An 18,116-nucleotide genomic window follows, 5' to 3' on the forward strand; every position below is an offset into this window, starting at 1 on the left:
GGAGGAGCGAGTGTTGGGCGGTGCGTGTCCATTCGCCCCCCCTCCCTCCCTCCCCCCCCTCTCTCCCCCCCCCCCCCCCCACGGCCGCCGGAGAGGCCCTAGACCGGCCGCCGCCTGATCTTCGAACCCAGCCACACCAGCGGGTCGTACTTGCGGTCGACCGCGCGTTCCTTCAGCGGGATCAGGGCGTTGTCGGTGATCTTGATGCCCTCGGGGCAGACCTCCGTGCAGCACTTGGTGATGTTGCAGTAGCCGAGACCGTGTTCGTCCTGGGCGGAGCGCTTGCGGTCCAGGCCGGATTCGGCGGCCGCGTCCAGGGGATGCATGTCCAGTTCGGCGACGCGCATCAGGAAGCGGGGCCCGGCGAACGCCGGCTTGTTCTCCTCGTGGTCACGGACGACATGGCAGGTGTCCTGGCACAGGAAGCACTCGATGCACTTGCGGAACTCCTGGGAACGGTCCACGTCCTCCTGCTGCATCCGGTACTCGCCCGGGCCCACGCCGGCCGGCGGCACGAAGGCCGGCACCTCCCGTGCCTTGGCGTAGTTGAAGCCGACGTTCGTGACCAGGTCGCGGATGACCGGAAAGGCGCGCAGCGGAGTGACGGTGATCGTCTCCTCCCGGGTGAACACCGACATCCGCGTCATGCACAGCAGCCGCGGCTGCCCGTTGATCTCCGCCGAGCACGAACCGCACTTGCCGGCCTTGCAGTTCCAGCGCACGGCCAGGTCGGGCGTCTGGGTCGCCTGGAGGCGGTGGATGATGTCCAGCACCACTTCGCCGTCGTTGACCTCGACCTTGAAGTCCTCCAGGTCACCGCCCTCGACATCCCCGCGCCACACTTTGAAGCGGGCCTCGTAGCTGCTCACTCGTAGAGCTCCTCTTCGGCGAGGTACTTGACCAGCTCCTCTTTCTCGAAGAGGGCCAGCAGGTCGGGACGGATGGGCTCGGTGGTCTCACGGACGAGGTCGATCTGACCGCGTACCGGATCCGTGGCGGCCAGCCCGCCCGTCGGATCGGTGAGTTGGCACAGTAGGTTGAGCCGGCGCCAGGTGCGGTCCATCGCCGGGTGGTCCTCGCGGGTGTGGCCGCCACGGGACTCGGTGCGCTCCAGCGCGGCCCGCGCGACGCACTCGCTGACGAGGAGCATGTTGCGCAGGTCCAGGGAGAGGTGCCAGCCGGGGTTGAACTGCCGGTGCCCTTCCACCCCCGCCCGGCGGGCGCGCACCCGCAGATCCGCCAGCTTCTCCAGGGCCTGTTCCATCTCGCCCTCGCGCCGGATGATGCCGACCAGGTCGTTCATCGTCTGCTGGAGCTCCTGATGGAGCGTGTACGGGTTCTCCGGCGGACGCCCGTTCTCCTTGCCCGGCTCGGGACCTTCCGCGGAGAAGGGCCGCAGCGCCTCCGCGGCCGCCGTGTCGATCTGCACCTCGTCCACGGCGGGACGTGCCCCGGTGAGCCCGGTGGCGTGCTCGGCCGCGTGCAGGCCCGCCCGGCGCCCGAAGACCAGCAGGTCGGAGAGCGAGTTGCCGCCGAGCCGGTTGGAGCCGTGCATACCGCCGGCGACCTCCCCGGCCGCGTACAGTCCCGGCACTCCGCGGGCCGCCGCCGTGTCCGACTCGACCGCGATGCCGCCCATCACGTAATGACAGGTCGGGCCGACCTCCATCGCCTCGGCGGTGATGTCGACGTCCGCCAGCTCCTTGAACTGGTGGTACATGGAAGGGAGTCGGCGGCGGATGACCTCGGCGGGCATGCGGGTGGACACGTCCAGGAAGACACCGCCGTGCGGGGAGCCGCGGCCCGCCTTCACCTCGGAGTTGATGGCGCGCGCGACCTCGTCGCGGGGGAGCAGCTCGGGGGGACGCCGGTTGCGGTCCGGGTCCTCGTACCAGCGGTCGCCCTCCTCCTCGGACTGCGCGTACTTCTCCTTGAAGACGTCCGGGATGTAGTCGAACATGAAGCGTTTTCCGTCGGAGTTCCTGAGCACCCCGCCGTCGCCGCGCACCGACTCGGTGACGAGGATGCCTTTCACGGACGGCGGCCAGACCATGCCGGTCGGGTGGAACTGCACGAACTCCATGTTCAGCAGGGGCGCTCCGGCGAGCAGCGCGAGTGCGTGCCCGTCGCCCGTGTACTCCCACGAGTTCGACGTCACCTTGAAGGACTTGCCGATGCCGCCGGTGGCGATCACGACGGAAGGCGCTTCGAGGACGAAGAAGCGGCCCGACTCGCGTTCGTAGCAGAACGCGCCGGCGACCCGGCTGCCGTCCTTCAGGATCCGGGTGACCGTGCACTCCTGATAGACCTTCAGGCGACTCTCGTAGTCCCCCGTCTCCTTCATGTCCTCCTGCTGAAGTGCCACGATCTTCTGCTGGAGGGTCCGGATGAGCTCGAGCCCCGTCCGGTCGCCGACATGCGCCAGCCGCGGGTACTCGTGCCCGCCGAAGTTGCGCTGCGAGATCCGGCCGTCCCCGGTGCGGTCGAAGAGGGCGCCCCAGGTCTCCAACTCCCATACCCGGTCCGGGGCTTCCTGCGCGTGCAGCTCGGCCATGCGCCACTGGTTCAGGAACTTCCCGCCGCGCATGGTGTCGCGGAAGTGCACCTGCCAGTTGTCGCCGGAGTTGACGTTGCCCATGGCGGCCGCGATGCCGCCCTCGGCCATCACCGTGTGTGCCTTGCCGAACAGCGACTTGCAGATCACGGCCGTACGGGCGCCACGCTCGCGTGCCTCGATGGCGGCGCGCAGCCCGGCGCCCCCGGCACCGACCACGACGACGTCCCACTCCTGCCGATCGACCACGGACATCAGAAGCCTCTCTTGATTTGCTAGAAGATGGTCGGATCGTCAAAGGCGCCGGACGCGACCAGGTACACGTAGAAGTCGGCGAGCGCCACGCTCACCAACGACGCCCAGGCGAGCAGCATGTGACGGGCATTCAGCTTCCCGACCCACTGCCACATCCGGTAGCGCACGGGATGCTTGGAGAAGTGCTTCAGCTTCCCGCCGACGATGTGCCGGCAGGAGTGGCACGAGAGGGTGTACGCCCAGATCAGCGTGATGTTGAGCAGGAAGACCAGGGTGCCGAGCCCCATGTGTCCCCACTGGTAGTGCTCGTCGCGGAAGGAGAGCACGGTGTCGTACGTCAGGATCCCGGCGACGACGATGGCCGCGTAGAAGAAGTACCGGTGGATGTTCTGGAGCACCAGCGGGAAGCGGGTCTCGCCGGTGTACTTCTTGTGCGGCTCGGCGACCGCGCAGGCCGGCGGGCTCGCCCAGAAGCCGCGGTAGTAGGCCTTGCGGTAGTAGTAGCAGGTCAGCCGGAAGCCGAGCGGGAAGATCAGGATGATGACGGCGGGGGAGATGCCCCACCAGCTCCCGAAGAGGTCCGCGTTGGGCCCGGAGTGCATCGTCTGACACCGGTCGGCCAGACAGGGCGAGTAGAACGGCGACACGTACGGGGCCGCGTAGTAGTTCGTGTCCGCGAAGGCCCGCCACGTCGAGTAGACGATGAAGGCCAGCAGCCCGGCCGCGGTGGCGGCGGGCGCCAGCCACCAGCGGTCGGTCCGCAGATGCGGGGCGGTGATGGCGGCGCGCGTGCCGGTCCGTACGCCGCCGCTGTTCCGATGGGGTTCCGTGCCAGTGGTCAACTGTCGCTCCGGTCGGGGTCAGGGGGCATGCCGGTCGCGGGCGCCGAGTCCCTCGTCGTCCGAGTCGGTCCACAGAGAGCTGTCGTACGGGGTGTCGGGGATCGACACCAGGTCGGGGCGGCGGGGTGCGGTCAGGCCCGGGGCGGCCTCGCGCAGCAGCGCGACGCTTTCGCGCAGGTGGTCGGCGTCGGTGCGGACCCGCCGCATTTCCAGTCCGCCGTCCATCTGCTGTTCCAGGCGCCCCACCGACCTCTGGAGGTCGTCGAGGCATCGCTGTACGGACGTCAAGTCGTCGTGCACGGACATGACTTGCCCTCACTTCCACGGACCCAGCGGCCCAAGGCGGCAACGTTCATGCGCCTGCGAGTGTCGCGCGTCACACGAGCCCCTGTGAAGAGATCTGCACGGATTCCCGGCTCGCACCCCCCAGAACGCGCCTCCCCCACGCTCCGCGTGCGCGGGGGCCGACCCCCGGACCCCCGCTCCGCGATCGCCGGACGGGCGGAAAACCAGCCTCTCCGGCGATCGAGGACGAGCGCGTCGGCGCGACAAGGGGGCCCCGAGGGCGGAGCCCATTGCGCCGCACGGGTGGGCTTGGGGAGTGTCACCGCCGTGTCGGCGGCGCCCGGGCGCGCCCCTCCCCTTCAGTGGCTGCATAGATCTGATCAGCTCCATATACCGCCAAACGTGATCAGAGCCGACCCTGCCCCCATAGCGGAGCGGTGACCCGGAGGTTGCAGTGATGTCCCACGACGGCGTCGGACTGCGCGCGGTAATGCGCTCGGTCGCGTTTCTCACCGCGGGCGCACTCGCGGTGCCCGCCCTCGCCGCGTGCAGCGCGGAGGACGAGGCGGGCAAGCCCGTCGCCGGGCAGGACATCGCGCCCGCCGGCCGTGACCTGATCGCCGACGGCGGCACACTGCGCTGGGCCGTGGACGCCGTACCGGAGACGCTGAACGCCTTCCAGGCGGACGCCGACCCCGCGACCTCCCGGATCGCCGGCGCTGTCCTGCCCTCCATGTACCGGCTCGACGCCATGGGCCGCCCGGTGCGCAACGCCGACTTCCTGGAGTCGGCCAAGGTCGTCGACAGCGACCACAAGCAGGTCGTGCTCTACAAGCTCAACCAGCAGGCGGTCTGGAGCAACGGCCGGGAGATCGGTGCCGCCGACTTCGTCGCCCAGTGGCGCGCCCTGTCCGGCAAGGACACCTCGTACTGGACGGCCCGCAACGCCGGTTACGACCGCATCGAGAAGATCGAGCGCGGCGCCAACAACCTGGAGGTCAGAGTCACCTTCAGCCGCCAGTACGCCGACTGGAAGTCGCTGTTCTCACCGCTGTACCCGAAGGACGTCACCGGAACCCCGGACGCCTTCAACGACGGCGCCCGCCGCAAGCTGAAGGTCACCGCGGGCCCCTTCTCGCTGGACAAGGTCGACCGCCAGGACGGCGATGTCACCCTCACCCGCAACCCGCGCTGGTGGGGCCGCCCCGCCAAGCTGTCCGAGCTGGTGCTGCGCGCCGTACCCCGGGACCAGCGGGCCGCCGCCCTCGCCGCCGACAAGGTCGACCTGGCCGAGATCGACCCGGAGGAGGCCCGGCGGATCACCGTCGCCGGCGGCGCCAAGGGCAGTACCGCGCAGCGGAGCCCCAGCGCCGGCAGCACCCCCGCCAAGGCGCTGCACTCCTGGGCCGTGGCGAACGGCTCCGACGAGAAGGCCGCCGCCAAGGAGTACCGCGCCCGCAAGAAGGAGCGGAAGGCGGCCGCGAAGTACGCGGCCCGGCAGTCGTCCCTGCGTGACTTCGTGGTCCGCAAGTCCCTCGAACCGGCCTTCACCCAGCTCGCGCTGAACGGCTCCGAGGGTCCGCTCGCCGACGAGCGCGTCCGCCGTGCCGTCGCCCGCGCGATCGACCGGAAGGAGCTGGCCCGGCTGGTGCTCCAGCCGCTGGGCCTGCCCGCCGTACCGGTCGGCAGTCACCTCGCGCTCTCGGGCCAGCGGGCGTACGCCGACAACAGCGGTGCCCTCGGCGGACAGGACACCGCTGAGGCGCAATCGCTGCTCGCCGACGCCGGCTGGGTGCCCGGCGGCCCGGTCAAGGAGGAGAAGAAGGGCGGGAAGGCGGCCGGGTCCGAGGGGAAGAAGCCCGACGACGGCACGGACTCGGGCGACGACGGTACGTACATCGTCGGCGAGGACAACAAGCCCGCGCACCGGCTCTCCGAGGCCGATCGGGAGAAGAAGAAGGACCCCAAGGACCACTCGAAGAGCCACAAGGAGCACGCGAAGGAGAAGCCGCAGCGCGCGGACGAGCAGGCCGGCAAGCAGTACCTGCACCGGCCCGTGGAGCAGGGTGCCGCGCCGGGCGCGTACGCCCCGAAGGGCACGGCCGCGCCGGCGGGCGCCGCGGCCGGTGCGCTCGCCAAGGACGGCAAGCCGCTGACCCTGCGCTTCGTGCTCCCCTCGGGCCCCGGCTCGGAGTCGCTGCGGACCGTCGGCGACCGGATCGCCAAGATGCTGGACCGCGTCGGGATCCGTACGGAGATCTCGAAGGTCTCGGACGACAGCTACTTCAAGGACCACATCGCGTCCGGCCAGTACGACCTGGCCCTGTACTCGTGGCCCGCCTCCGCCTTCCCGGCCACCGACGCCCGGCCCATCTACGCCAAGCCGGTCCCCGCGGCCGACGGCTCCCTGAACGTCGAGCAGAACTACACCCGGGTCGGCACCGACCAGGTCGACCAGCTCTTCGACCAGGCGATCGCCGAGCTCGACGAGGGCGAGTCGCGGTCCCTGGTGCGCAAGGCCGACGCCCGGATCTGGGCCGCAGCAGGATCGATTCCCCTCTACCAGCGCCCCCAGCTGACGGCGGCCCGGCCGAACCTCGCCAACGCCGGCGCCTTCGGCTTCCAGAGCCCCGTCTACGAGGACATGGGCTTCCTGAAGAAGGGCGCGAAGCCCTCGGCGGCCCCGTCGCAGAAGTGAGCTCGGGGCGCCGGAAGCGCCCTCCTGGACCGGCCCGCGTGGCCCTGCGGAGGCCTCCTCCGTCAGGGCCACGTACCATGGGGTAAGGCCGTGGCGTGTTCAGCCCGGCAGGCCCCGCGCTGCGGAGGCCGTCCACTCACTCCGGGAGAAGCGCCTCAATATGGCCACGCGCCACGACATCCGCAACGTCGCCATCGTCGCCCACGTCGACCATGGCAAGACCACCCTGGTCGACGCCATGCTCAAGCAGGCCGGTGCCTTCGCCGCGCACGCCGCCGAGTCGCTTGACGACCGCATGATGGACTCGAACGACCTGGAGCGTGAGAAGGGCATCACGATCCTGGCCAAGAACACGGCGGTCAAGTACCACCCGAAGGATGGCGGCGACGTCATCACCATCAACATCATCGACACCCCCGGCCACGCCGACTTCGGCGGTGAGGTCGAGCGCGGCCTGTCGATGGTCGACGCCGTCGTGCTGCTGGTCGACGCCTCCGAGGGTCCGCTGCCGCAGACCCGCTTCGTGCTGCGCAAGGCGCTCCAGCAGCGCCTGCCGGTCATCCTGTGCATCAACAAGACCGACCGTCCCGACTCCCGGATCGACGAGGTCGTCAACGAGACCTACGACCTCTTCCTGGACCTGGACGCGGACGAGGAGCAGATCGAGTTCCCCATCGTCTACGCGTGTGCGCGTGACGGCGTGGCCTCGCTGACCAAGCCCGAGGACGGCACCGTCCCGCAGGACAGCGACAGCCTGGAGCCCTTCTTCTCCACGATCCTGTCGCACGTCCCGGCCCCCGAGTTCGACGAGGCCGCCCCGCTCCAGGCGCACGTCACCAACCTGGACGCCGACAACTTCCTCGGCCGTATCGCCCTCCTCCGGGTCGAGCAGGGCGAGCTGCGCAAGGGCCAGACCGTCACGTGGATCAAGCGCGACGGCACGATGGCCAACGTGCGCATCACCGAGCTGCTGATGACCGAGGCGCTCACCCGCAAGCCCGCCGAGATGGCGGGCCCCGGTGACATCTGCGCCGTGGCCGGTATCCCGGACATCATGATCGGCGAGACGCTGGCCGACCCCGAGAACCCGATCGCGCTGCCGCTGATCACGGTCGACGAGCCGGCGATCTCGATGACCATCGGTACGAACACCTCGCCGCTGGTCGGCCGTGGCGGCACCGGCAAGGGCGCCTCCGCCAAGGCTGCCGTCAAGGACCGCAAGGTCACCGCCCGCCAGGTCAAGGACCGCCTCGACCGCGAGCTGATCGGTAACGTCTCGCTGCGCGTGCTCGACACCGAGCGTCCCGACGCGTGGGAGGTCCAGGGCCGTGGCGAGCTCGCGCTCGCCATCCTGGTCGAGCAGATGCGCCGCGAGGGCTTCGAGCTGACCATCGGCAAGCCGCAGGTCGTCACCCAGGTCATCGACGGCAAGGTGCACGAGCCGGTCGAGCGCATGACGATCGACGTGCCCGAGGAGCACATGGGCGCGGTCACGCAGCTCATGGGCGTCCGCAAGGGCCGCATGGACAACATGTCGAACCACGGCTCGGGCTGGGTCCGGCTGGAGTTCGTCGTCCCCTCCCGCGGTCTCATCGGCTTCCGTACCGAGTTCCTGACCGGTACGCGCGGCACGGGCATCGCCCACTCCATCCACGAGGGCCACGAGCCGTGGTTCGGCGTGCTGACGACCCGTAACAACGGTTCGCTGGTCGCCGACCGCGCGGGCGCCGTCACCGCCTTTGCGATGACGAACCTCCAGGAGCGCGGCGTGCTGTTCACCGACCCCGGCACCGAGGTGTACGAGGGCATGATCGTCGGCGAGAACTCGCGCGCCGACGACATGGACGTGAACATCACCAAGGAGAAGAAGCTCACCAACATGCGGTCGGCGGCGGCCGACTCGTTCGAGGCGATCGTCCCGCCGCGCAAGCTCTCGCTGGAGCAGTCCCTGGAGTTCTGCCGCGACGACGAGTGCGTCGAGGTGACCCCGGAGGCCGTTCGCATCCGCAAGGTCGTCCTCGACCAGAAGGAGCGCGGTCGCTCCGCGAGCCGCGCCAAGCACGGCTGATCCTGCCCGACCCGGCCCGGGTGTCCCCTTCTTGGGGGCACCCGGGTTTTTGCTGCGCGTTGGATTCAGCCGTTCCGGCCGTTCCGCGCAACCGGGTTTCCCGCCACCGGTGTCCGGTGTCCGGTGTCCGGTGTCCGGAGTCCGGACACCCTCACCCGATACGCATGTAACACGTCCGTTTCGCGGGCTTCTCCGGCGGATCCGATTGCCCATATTTTGGAAGATGTACCGGTCGGCTGTGATTGAACCGAGACCTAAAGACCGTGGTCGGTAGCTGGCTCATGCCAGATAGTCAGCCGCGTAACGCTCGGGTCAATGGGTCATGCGCTGCGGGGCAGCGCCGACTCACGAGCACTGTGGGGTTTTTGACCCTCCGTCAGGGGTTTCGGAGGACAGTCATGGACCCCTCCTGTCCGTGCACCCGGTTGAGTCATGAGGAGGCATCCAATGCCAACTACGCGTGTTCATCTACGAGTTGTCGCACTTCGCGCGCTCACGCGCCGCGCTCGATAGGCATCCGTCTCTCCTGATCCGCAGGGTCCGACCAGTGGCCGTCCACACCCGGTGGCGGCCGCCGACGATCTGGGCGTGGTCGCGAACATGGCCGACGACCTGCTCGTGATGTGCGCGGGCCGCGCGGTCGAGCGGGGCACGGTCCGCGAGGTGCTCAAGTCGCCCCAGCATCCCTACACCTGGGGGCTGTGGGCTCGATGCCGCGGCTGTCGGCCGATGTCGACGAGCCGCTGACGCCGATTCCCGGGGCGCCGCCCTCGCTGCTGAATCCTCCGTCGGGGTGTCCCTTCCATCCCCGCTGTGCCTTCATGGAACAGGTCGAGGGCTCCGACCGCTGTGTGGACGTACGGCCCGAGTTGCCGGTGGGCCGGGGTTCCGCCTGCCATCTGACCCCGGACCGCAAGAACCGGATCTTCACCGAGACGATTCAGCCCCGGCTGGGCTGAGGGGGCCGACTGTGAGCGAGCAGAACACCGGTACCGCGGTGACGGCCGACGCGATTCCCGAACAGCGGGACGCGCCGGGGGGCGAACCGCTGATGCAGGTCCGCGACCTGAAAAAGCACTTCCCGGTCAAGGGAGGCTTCCCGATCCGCCGCACCGTGGGCGCCGTCCAGGCGGTGGACGGCGTCTCCTTCGACGTCCATCCCGGCGAAAGCCTCGGCCTGGTGGGCGAGTCGGGCTGCGGCAAGTCCACGACGGGCCGGCTGCTGACGCGGCTCGTCGAGCCGACGGCGGGCACGATCACGTACCGCGGGCAGGACATCAGCCGGGCCGGACGCCGGCAACTGGCGCCGATCCGCTCCGAGATCCAGATGATCTTCCAGGACCCGTACGCCTCCCTGAACCCCCGCCAGACGGTCGGCACGATCATCTCCTCGCCGATGGAGATCAACGACGTCCGGCCGCCCGGTGGCCGGGAGGCGCGGGTGCGCGAGCTGCTGGAGATCGTCGGCCTCAACCCCGAGCACTACAACCGCTTCCCGCACGAGTTCTCCGGCGGCCAGCGCCAGCGCATCGGCGTCGCCCGGGCGCTGGCGCTCTCCCCGAAGCTGATCGTCGCGGACGAGCCGGTGTCGGCCCTGGACGTGTCGATCCAGGCGCAGGTGGTGAACCTGCTCCAGGAGGTCCAGCGGGAGATGGGCATCGCGTTCGTGTTCATCGCCCACGACCTGGCCGTCGTACGGCACTTCTCGCACCGGGTGGCCGTGATGTACCTCGGCAAGATCGTGGAGGTCGCCGACCGTACGTCGTTGTACGCACGGCCGCGCCACCCGTACACCCACGCCCTGCTGTCGGCCGTGCCCGAGGCGGACATCGACGCGGAGAAGAAGGAACGCATCCGGCTCCAGGGCGATGTGCCGTCCCCCATCTCCCCGCCGTCCGGCTGCCGGTTCCGCACCCGCTGCTGGAAGGCGCAGGACAAGTGCGCCCAGGAGGAGCCCCCGCTGATCCGGCTGTCGGGGAACACCGAGGGACACCTGACGGCATGTCACTTCCCGGAGGAGCCGACCATCGAGGCCCGCGCCGAGGACATCGTCCTCGACCCGGCGCTGGCGGCACTGGAGGAGATCTCCAAGGACGGGCAGTGAGCCACGGGGCCGGTGGCGGGTGCGGCAGTCCGTTTCCCGCCCGCGCGCCGAGGACGTCCCCCGGACGCGTCAGGAGGCGGGAAGCCGGCCGTCAGCGGATGACGCGGCCGCGCAGCACAATGCGCCGAGGGTGGCGCAGTACGCCGGGTTCCAGGCGGGGGTCGGCGTCGTAGACCGTGACGTCGGCGAACCCGCCCTCGACCAGGCCGCCCAGGCCCAGGAACTCGCGTGCGGTCCAGCTCGCGGCGCCCACCGCGGCCTCGGGCGGCAGCCCGGCGGCGATGAGGTGCTCCACCTCGGTGGCGACGTTGCCGTACGGCGCGGAGTCCGTGCCCGCCAGCACGGTGACGCCGGCATCGTGGGCCTCGCGGACTCGCCGGATCATCGTGCGGTAGCCGTCCCGGATGAGGGTGCCCCGGGGAGTGGACTTGACGTTCGCCGCGAAATCGGCGAACGCGGTGAGCGTCGGCACGTACGAGGTGCCGTGTTCCGCCATCAGCCCGATGCACTGCTCGGGCATGCCCATCCCGTGCTCGATGGAGTCGACGCCGGCCCGGGCGGCGCCCAGTACGCCCGCGGCGGACTGACAGTGCGCCGCGACCCGCGCTCCCGCCGCGTGCACGGCCTCGACGACCGTCCGCACCATCTCGTACGGCACGGGCTCCGCCTCGAAGTCCCAGTCACCCATGATCTTGCACCAGCCGTCGTGCGCCTTCGCCTCCGCAACCGCCGCAGCGACCAGATCGTCGGTGACGGTGTGGAACCCGGCGCTCTGCGACAGACCCGCCCAGGCCAGCCAGCGGCCCGCCGTGATCATGCGCGGTGCGTCCGGTGCGTCGCGCAGCGAGGCGGGCACCTCGCCCAGGAGCCCGGGGAAACGCAGTGCCGTGGTCCCCGCGTCACGATGGGCGGCGATCTGCTCGGCGAAGACCTCGGTGTCGAAGACCGGGTCGTCCCCCTCCGTCGCGCCCGGGTGGGTGTGCACGTCCACGAGCCCGGGCAGCAGGAATCCGCCGTCGGCGACCGTGTCGGCCGCGCCGGACGGCCGGTCGAAGGTGATCCGGTCGCCGAGCAGCCACAGATCGCGTGGGGTACCACCGGGCAGGAGGGTTCCGCGCAGGTGAAGAGCCATGAACACGCATTCTGACCGCAGTCCTCGGGCCGCGACAAGCCTGTACAGAGGGCCGCTCTTTAATCGCTCGACATCGAACGGGTGGGCGAGGATGCTTCAGCCCGATGACTCGAACCGACACGCCTCCCGCCTGGGACGAGCGCACCCAACTGACCACCTTCCTCGCCTACGTACGGGACACCGCTCGCGCCAAGTGCGAGGGTGTCTCGCCTGAGGACGCCCGCAAGGCTCCGCTCCCCGGCTCCCCGCTCATGACCCTGTGCGGGCTGATCAGCCATCTCCGGTGGGTCGAGTACTACTGGTTCCAGGTGGTGTTCCTCGGCGAGGAGGACGAAGGGCCCTGGACGGACGAGGATCCCGACCGGGAGATGCGGATCGCCGTCGACATCCCGCTGACCGAGCTGCTGCAACAGTACGAGGAACAGGCCGCCCGCTACCGGGAGTTGGTGGCCGCCCATGATCTCGACGCCACGGCGAAGCGCCCCATCCGGGACGGCCTGCAGGTCGACCTCCGCTGGATCCTGCTGCACCTGACCGAGGAGACCGCCCGCCACAACGGTCACCTGGACATCCTGCGGGAACTGGCCGACGGGCAGACCGGTGACTAACGCGCCTCGGCCGAACCCCACGATCCGCTCGCTCACCTTCGACTGCACGGCCGACCCGTACGAACTCGGGCTCTTCTGGAGCGAGTTGCTCGGGCGACCGCTGGCCGACGACGACAAACCCGGGGACCCGGAGGCGCTGATCAAGGATCCGGCCGGGGGGCCGACCCTGCTCTTCGTCCGTGTCCCGGAGGGCAAGACCGCCAAGAACCGGATCCATTTCGACCTTGAGCCGCACGGCCGCACGCGGGCCGAGGAGGTCGAGCGGGCGATCGGTCTGGGCGCCCGGCTGATCGCGGACCGCACCCGGCCGGACGGCGGCGGCTGGGTCCTCCTGGCCGACCCCGAGGGCAACGAGTTCTGTGTGGAGCGCGGGGAGTTGGGCTGAGGCCGGCTCGGCCGCCCAGCAGAAAGCCCGTGCGCTCCGTCGGAGGGCACGGGCCTTCGTCCCCGGGAACCGGCGTTCGGGCTCGGGTCAATGGGCCGGCGAAGGCCGGTCCCGCGGGTCACGGGCTGACGGTAAAGGGGTGTGTCAGGCCGAGACTTCGGGGCCCTTGGAGAGACGGGGCGCCGGGACGGACGCCTGGGTCTCCGGGTAGTGGCAGGCCGTCAGGTGACTGGCGTTGTCGCCCTCGATCCGCACCAGCGGCGGTGTCTGAGACGCGCACTTGTCCGTCGCCTTCCAGCACCGGGTGCGGAAGCGGCAGCCGGACGGCGGGTTGATCGGCGAGGGCACGTCACCGGTGAGCAGGATGCGCTCCCGGGCCGGCACGTCGTCCGCGGTCGCCTCCGGCACGGCGGACAGCAGCGCGCGCGTGTACGGGTGGCGCGGGTTCTCGTACAGGTCCGCGCGGTCGGCGATCTCCACGATCCTGCCGAGGTACATCACCGCCACCCGCTGCGAGAAGTGCCGTACGACGGCCAGGTCGTGGGCGATGAAGAGGAAGGCGATGCCCAGGTTCTTCTGCAGCTCCTGGAGCAGGTTCACCACCTGCGCCTGGATCGACACGTCCAGCGCGGAGACCGGCTCGTCGGCCACGATCAGCTTCGGCTCCAGGGCCAGCGCGCGGGCGACACCGATGCGCTGGCGCTGACCGCCGGAGAACTCGTGCGGGAAGCGGTTGTAGTGCTCCGGGTTGAGACCCACGGTCTCCAGCAGTTCGCGCACGCGCTTCTCGCGGCCGCCCGCCGGGTCGATGCCGTTGATCTCCATCGGACCGGCGATGATCTTGCCGACCGTCTGCCGCGGGTTGAGCGACGCGTACGGGTCCTGGAAGATCATCTGGATCTCGGAGCGGACCGGCGCCAGCTGCCTGCGCCCCGCGTGCGTGATGTCCTGCCCGCGGTACGAGATCTTGCCGGCCGTCGGCTCCAGCAGGCGCGTGATCAGGCGCCCGGTGGTCGACTTGCCGCAGCCGGACTCGCCGACCAGGCCCAGGCTCTCGCCCTCGGCCACCTGGAAGTCGAGTCCGTCGACGGCCTGGACCGCGCCGATCGTCCGCCGGATCGGGAAGCCTCCCTTGATCGGGAAGTGCTTCGTCAGACCGGAGACGTCCAGGAGGGGATCGGTGGTGCTCATGGTGGGGAAGTCCCGTCTCTTGTACGTCAGTGGGCCCGGGAACCGGCGAAGTCGGCGAACAGTTCGCCCTTCTGCTCCGGGGTGAGGTGGCAGGCGGCTCCGCGCCCGTCCACGACCTCCAGGGCCGGCTGCTGCGAGGCGCACAGCCCACCCTTGACCTTCTCCACGAAGGCGCACCGAGGGTGGAAGCGGCAGCCGGTGGGCGGGTTCAGCAGCGAGGGCGGCGTGCCCGGGATCGGGGACAGCGGCACGTCGACCGGCCCGTCCAGGCTCGGCATCGAGCCGAGCAGCCCGAGCGTGTACGGGTGCTGCGGTGACCGGAGCACCTCGTTCTTGGTGCCCCGCTCCACACAGCGGCCGCCGTACATGACCAGGACGTCGTCCGCGATGTCGGCGATCACGCCCAGGTCGTGGGTGATGAAGATGATCGCCGTGCCGAACTCCTGCTGGAGGTCCTTGAGCAGGTCCATGATCTGGGCCTGGACCGTCACGTCGAGCGCGGTGGTCGGCTCGTCGGCGATCAGCAGCTCGGGGTCGCATACCAGCGCCATGGCGATCATCGCGCGCTGGCGCATACCGCCGGAGAACTGGTGCGGGTAGTCGTCCACACGGACGTCCGGCTGCGGGATCCCGACGCGCTTGAGCATCTCGATCGACCGCGCCCGGGCCACCTTCTTGGAGGCACCGGTGTGCTTGCGGTACGTCTCGCCGATCTGCGCACCGATCGTGTGGTACGGCGACAGGGAGGCCAGCGCGTCCTGGAAGATCATGGACATCTTGTTGCCGCGCAGCTGCTCGAGCTCCCGCTCGGTGGCGGTGATGAGCTCCTTGTCGTCGAGCAGGATCTCGCCGTCGAGCGCGGTGTTGCGCGGGTCGTGCAGACCCAGGACCGCCATGTTCGTCACGGACTTGCCGGAGCCCGACTCGCCGACGATGCCGAGGGTCTTGCCCTTCTCCAGGTCGAAGGAGAGCCCGTCGACGGCCTTGACGACACCGTCTTCGGTGGAGAAGTGCACACGCAGATCGCGTACGGAGAGGAAGGGGGTGCTCATGAGTCTCTCCTTAAGCGAGGCGCACGCGGGGGTCGATGAGGGCGTACAGGGCGTCGACGACGATGTTGAAGACGACGATCGCGCCCGCCGCGACCAGCACCACACCGAGCAGCATCGGCAGGTCGTTGGTGCTGACCGCCTTGACCGAGAGCATGCCGAGGCCCTGCAGGCTGAAGGTCGACTCGGTGATGATGGCGCCGCCGAGCAGCACACCGAGGTCGAGGCCGAAGATGGTGACGATCGGTCCCATGGCACCGCGCCAGGCGAACCGGAAGAAGACCGTGCGGCGCGACAGGCCCTTGGCCTTGGCGGTGCGCACATAGTCCTCGCTGAGCGCCTCGACCATCTGGGAGCGCGTCATACGGGTGTAGTTGGCGGTCCAGATCAGGGAGAGCACGATCCACGGGACGAGCAGACCCTGGGCCCACAGGGCCGGGTTCTCCGTGAAGGGCGTGTAGTGGGCGCGGTCCAGCAGATGCCACTGGTCGACCAGGAGGTAGGTGGCGAGGACGCCCACGACGTAGATCTGCATCGAGGACGCGATCAGCGAGGCCGAGCTGGCGATCTTGTCCACGGCCTTGCCCTGCTTGACGGCGGCCAGCATGCCCGCGCCGATGCCGAACGTCAGGTAGACCACCGAGCTGCCGAGCGACAACGAGAGCGTGGTCGGGAAGCGGTCCATGATGGTGCCGAGGACCGGCTCACGGCTCTGGAACGAGTACCCGAGGCACGGCGCCGGGCAGTTGCCGAAGGACGTGTATTCGCGTCCGACGAACAGGCCCTTGAGCCACTCGAAGTACTGCACCGGAAGCGGGTCGGCGATCCCCAGGTTCTTCCGCACCAGGGCCAGGGTCTCCGGGGTGCAGACCTTGCCGCACGCGATGCGGGCGGGGTCGCGCGGGGCGGCGTAGAACAGGACGAACACCAAGGCGCTGATGATCAGCAGGATCACCGCGGCGCCGAGGGTTCGGCGGACAAGGAAGCGGAACATGGCAGTGGGTTTTCCTGACGGATGCCGTTGGGGATGAGGAGGCGGGGCGGCTCAGAGCCGCCCCGCCCTTAGGGCCTGTCCGGCGGATCGTGCGGTGGGTCGCCGCAGGGACGGCACCGCAGGATCCGCCGGACAGACCCTAGGCCGGTCGTCAGGCCTTCACGAACGTCTTGTAGAGCAGGGTGGCGGAGAAGTTCGGGTCGAACTGGGCGCCGCCGACCTTCGAACCGTGGACGTAGTAACGGCGCTGGTACATCTCGGGGATGATCGGCGCGACCTCGGTCATGATCCGCTTGTCGAGGGCCGCCCAGGCCTTGCCGGCCGTCTGCTGGTCGGCGATGACGGCGTTCTTCTTGATGCCCTCGTTGATCCAGCTGACGTCGGTCTGCGAGACGTTGTTCATGCCGTTGCCGATGGCGTCGCCGTCGAACAGCGGCTGGATCATCGTGTACGCCGTCGGCCAGTCCGGGGACCAGCCGAACCACATCACGTCGTAGTTGTTGTCGATCTGCTGGATCTGGTCGTAGTACGACGTCGAGTCGACGGGCTTGATGACCGGGGTGAAGCCGGCCGCCTTGAGCGCGTTCTCGATGACGACCTTGGTCTTGTTGTACGTCGGGTCCTGCGGGAAGGCGTAGACGATCTTCTGGCCTTCCTTGCCGGCTTCCTTCAGCAGCTTCTTGGCGGCCGCCGGGTCACCCGCGGGCTTCTTCAGCTTGCCGTAGACGTCGAACTTCTCGCGGCCGATGATGTCGGGGCTGAGGATCGTCGACGCGAAGTCACCGGAGGACGGACCGCCGTAGATCTTGCGGATCTGCTCCAGCGGCCAGGCGTGGATGATCGCCTGGCGGACCTTGAGGTCGGTGACGCGCTTGGTGTTGATCGCGTAGTAGTAGGTGCCGGTGAGCAGACCGTTGAAGGTGCGCTTCTTCAGCTCCGGGTCGGTGAGGACCTTCTGGATGCGCTCGGCGGGCACGCCCTTGTAGATCGAGACCGCGAACTGGTCGTTGCCCTGGTCGGCGATGAACCGGTCGGTGCCGTCCAGCGTCTCGACGCCGAAGGTGAACTCGAAGCCGTCCGGGTAGGCGTTGCGGATCGAGTCCGTCGCCGCGTCCCAGTTCTTGTTCCGCGTCAGGGTCATCGACTTGTCGGTGGTGTGGTTCTTGATCTTGTACGGGCCACACGCGACCGGGTTCTTGTCGTACTTCTCCTTGGTGTCCAGCTTCACCGGCACCGCGGCGTAGGAGTGCATCGCCAGCGTGAAGTTGAAGTCCGGCTTCGCCTCCTTCAGGTTGAAGGTGATCGTCTTCTTCGCCTTGTCGATGACGATCGCGTCGAGGTGCTTGCCGCCGTAGGGGCCGTCGTACTCGTCACGCCACTTGCCGCCCGCGCCGGTCAGCGCCATCTGCGCGTAGTTGGCACCCTCGGTGATGAACTTGGCGAAGGAGCGCTCGAAGGCGTGGCGGACGTCCTCGACGGTCAGCTCGCTGCCGTCCTCCCACTTCAGACCGTCCTTCAGTGTGAAGGTCCAGGTCTTGTTGCCGTTGGAGGCCTTGCCGGTGTCGGTGGCCAGGTCACCGACGAGCTTCTGCTTGCCCGACGAGTCGATCTTGTAGCCGGTGAGGCAGCGGTGGAGGAGCAGCGCGACCGTGGAGTTGTACGCGTAGTAGATGCGCTGCGGGTCCAGGTGCGAGAAGTCGTCCGGGGCCAGACCGTAGATCGTGCCGCCCTTCTTCGCACCGCTGATCTCCGGGGCGGGGCCGGTCGAGTCGGCCTTGGTGCCGACGGTGACCTTGGCGCCGGTGTACTCGGTGGCGCCGCCGCTGGGAGAGCTGCCGCCGCCCCCGCCGTTGCCGCTGCTGCACGCGGAGAGGACCGTCGTGCCCGCTGCCGCGACAGACGTGGCTATGACGAAGTTTCTGCGGGAAAGAGACATGGTGGCCTGGCCCGT

General features: G+C 69.2%; 14 protein-coding genes and 1 pseudogene. 6 read left to right on the plus strand and 9 right to left on the minus strand.

From position 1 onward, the window contains the following. Positions 1 to 98 precede the first annotated feature (98 nt). The 4 genes from ACFWM2_RS15915 to ACFWM2_RS15930 are packed head-to-tail and all read right to left on the minus strand — an operon-like array spanning position 99 to position 3,957. A complete protein-coding gene (locus tag ACFWM2_RS15915; protein ID WP_383278998.1) occupies positions 99 to 869 on the minus strand; it encodes a succinate dehydrogenase/fumarate reductase iron-sulfur subunit in 771 nt (256 codons plus the stop codon). Further along, on the minus strand, positions 866 to 2,809 hold the full coding sequence (locus tag ACFWM2_RS15920; protein WP_383279001.1) for a fumarate reductase/succinate dehydrogenase flavoprotein subunit: 1,944 nt from the start codon (positions 2,807 to 2,809) through the stop codon (positions 866 to 868). Before ACFWM2_RS15920 ends, ACFWM2_RS15915 begins: the two co-directional genes overlap by 4 nt. Positions 2,810 to 2,829: 20 nt before the next feature. After that, entirely contained in the window at positions 2,830 to 3,651 is an 822-nt protein-coding gene (locus ACFWM2_RS15925; RefSeq protein ID WP_383279004.1) for a hypothetical protein, read from the minus strand. A gap of 18 nt (positions 3,652 to 3,669) precedes the next feature. Beyond that, positions 3,670 to 3,957: a hypothetical protein gene (locus ACFWM2_RS15930; RefSeq protein WP_383279007.1), complete on the minus strand. Its 288-nt coding sequence runs from the start codon at positions 3,955 to 3,957 to the stop codon at positions 3,670 to 3,672. Positions 3,958 to 4,393: 436 nt separating this feature from the next. Between ACFWM2_RS15930 and ACFWM2_RS15935 the strand changes: the two genes are divergently transcribed. The 4 genes and pseudogenes from ACFWM2_RS15935 (at position 4,394) to ACFWM2_RS15950 (ending at position 10,806) form a co-directional block, all read left to right on the plus strand. After that, positions 4,394 to 6,634 carry an ABC transporter family substrate-binding protein gene (locus ACFWM2_RS15935; RefSeq protein WP_383279010.1) on the plus strand — a complete coding sequence of 747 codons (2,241 nt, stop codon included), beginning with the start codon at positions 4,394 to 4,396 and terminating at the stop codon, positions 6,632 to 6,634. A 160-nt stretch (positions 6,635 to 6,794) separates the two neighbouring features. Beyond that, positions 6,795 to 8,702 (plus strand): translational GTPase TypA, encoded by a 1,908-nt coding sequence (gene typA / locus ACFWM2_RS15940; RefSeq protein WP_383279013.1) that lies wholly within the window; start codon positions 6,795 to 6,797, stop codon positions 8,700 to 8,702. A 579-nt stretch (positions 8,703 to 9,281) separates the two neighbouring features. Next, positions 9,282 to 9,661 (plus strand): annotated as a pseudogene (locus ACFWM2_RS15945) (oligopeptide/dipeptide ABC transporter ATP-binding protein); the annotation flags it as partial. 92 nt (positions 9,662 to 9,753) lie between these two features. Next, positions 9,754 to 10,806 carry an ABC transporter ATP-binding protein gene (locus ACFWM2_RS15950; RefSeq protein ID WP_383279776.1) on the plus strand — a complete coding sequence of 351 codons (1,053 nt, stop codon included), beginning with the start codon at positions 9,754 to 9,756 and terminating at the stop codon, positions 10,804 to 10,806. A gap of 91 nt (positions 10,807 to 10,897) precedes the next feature. Here the strand turns inward: ACFWM2_RS15950 and ACFWM2_RS15955 are convergent, their stop codons facing one another. Beyond that, on the minus strand, positions 10,898 to 11,938 hold the full coding sequence (locus ACFWM2_RS15955; protein WP_383279016.1) for an amidohydrolase family protein: 1,041 nt from the start codon (positions 11,936 to 11,938) through the stop codon (positions 10,898 to 10,900). A 104-nt stretch (positions 11,939 to 12,042) separates the two neighbouring features. On the opposite strand from ACFWM2_RS15955, the gene ACFWM2_RS15960 reads away from it, so the two are divergent. Further along, positions 12,043 to 12,546 (plus strand): DinB family protein, encoded by a 504-nt coding sequence (locus ACFWM2_RS15960; RefSeq protein ID WP_383279019.1) that lies wholly within the window; start codon positions 12,043 to 12,045, stop codon positions 12,544 to 12,546. Next, a complete protein-coding gene (locus ACFWM2_RS15965; protein WP_383279022.1) occupies positions 12,539 to 12,931 on the plus strand; it encodes a VOC family protein in 393 nt (130 codons plus the stop codon). The genes ACFWM2_RS15960 and ACFWM2_RS15965 overlap by 8 nt, the downstream gene beginning before the upstream one ends. A 144-nt stretch (positions 12,932 to 13,075) precedes the next feature. Here the strand turns inward: ACFWM2_RS15965 and ACFWM2_RS15970 are convergent, their stop codons facing one another. The 4 genes from ACFWM2_RS15970 to ACFWM2_RS15985 all read right to left on the minus strand — a co-directional run bounded on the left by ACFWM2_RS15970 (position 13,076) and on the right by ACFWM2_RS15985 (position 18,101). Then, positions 13,076 to 14,122 (minus strand): ABC transporter ATP-binding protein, encoded by a 1,047-nt coding sequence (locus ACFWM2_RS15970; protein ID WP_383279024.1) that lies wholly within the window; start codon positions 14,120 to 14,122, stop codon positions 13,076 to 13,078. 26 nt (positions 14,123 to 14,148) lie between these two features. After that, positions 14,149 to 15,174 (minus strand): ABC transporter ATP-binding protein, encoded by a 1,026-nt coding sequence (locus ACFWM2_RS15975; protein ID WP_383279026.1) that lies wholly within the window; start codon positions 15,172 to 15,174, stop codon positions 14,149 to 14,151. Positions 15,175 to 15,184: 10 nt separating this feature from the next. Further along, positions 15,185 to 16,165 carry an ABC transporter permease gene (locus ACFWM2_RS15980; RefSeq protein ID WP_383279029.1) on the minus strand — a complete coding sequence of 327 codons (981 nt, stop codon included), beginning with the start codon at positions 16,163 to 16,165 and terminating at the stop codon, positions 15,185 to 15,187. A 151-nt stretch (positions 16,166 to 16,316) separates the two neighbouring features. Continuing rightward, complete coding sequence (locus tag ACFWM2_RS15985; protein WP_383279032.1) at positions 16,317 to 18,101, minus strand: ABC transporter substrate-binding protein; 1,785 nt, start codon at positions 18,099 to 18,101, stop codon at positions 16,317 to 16,319. Between the last annotated feature and the right edge of the window lie 15 nt (positions 18,102 to 18,116).

Origin of the sequence: Streptomyces sp. NPDC058371 (assembly GCF_042723265.1) — a bacterium.
Lineage (GTDB): Bacteria > Actinomycetota > Actinomycetes > Streptomycetales > Streptomycetaceae > Streptomyces.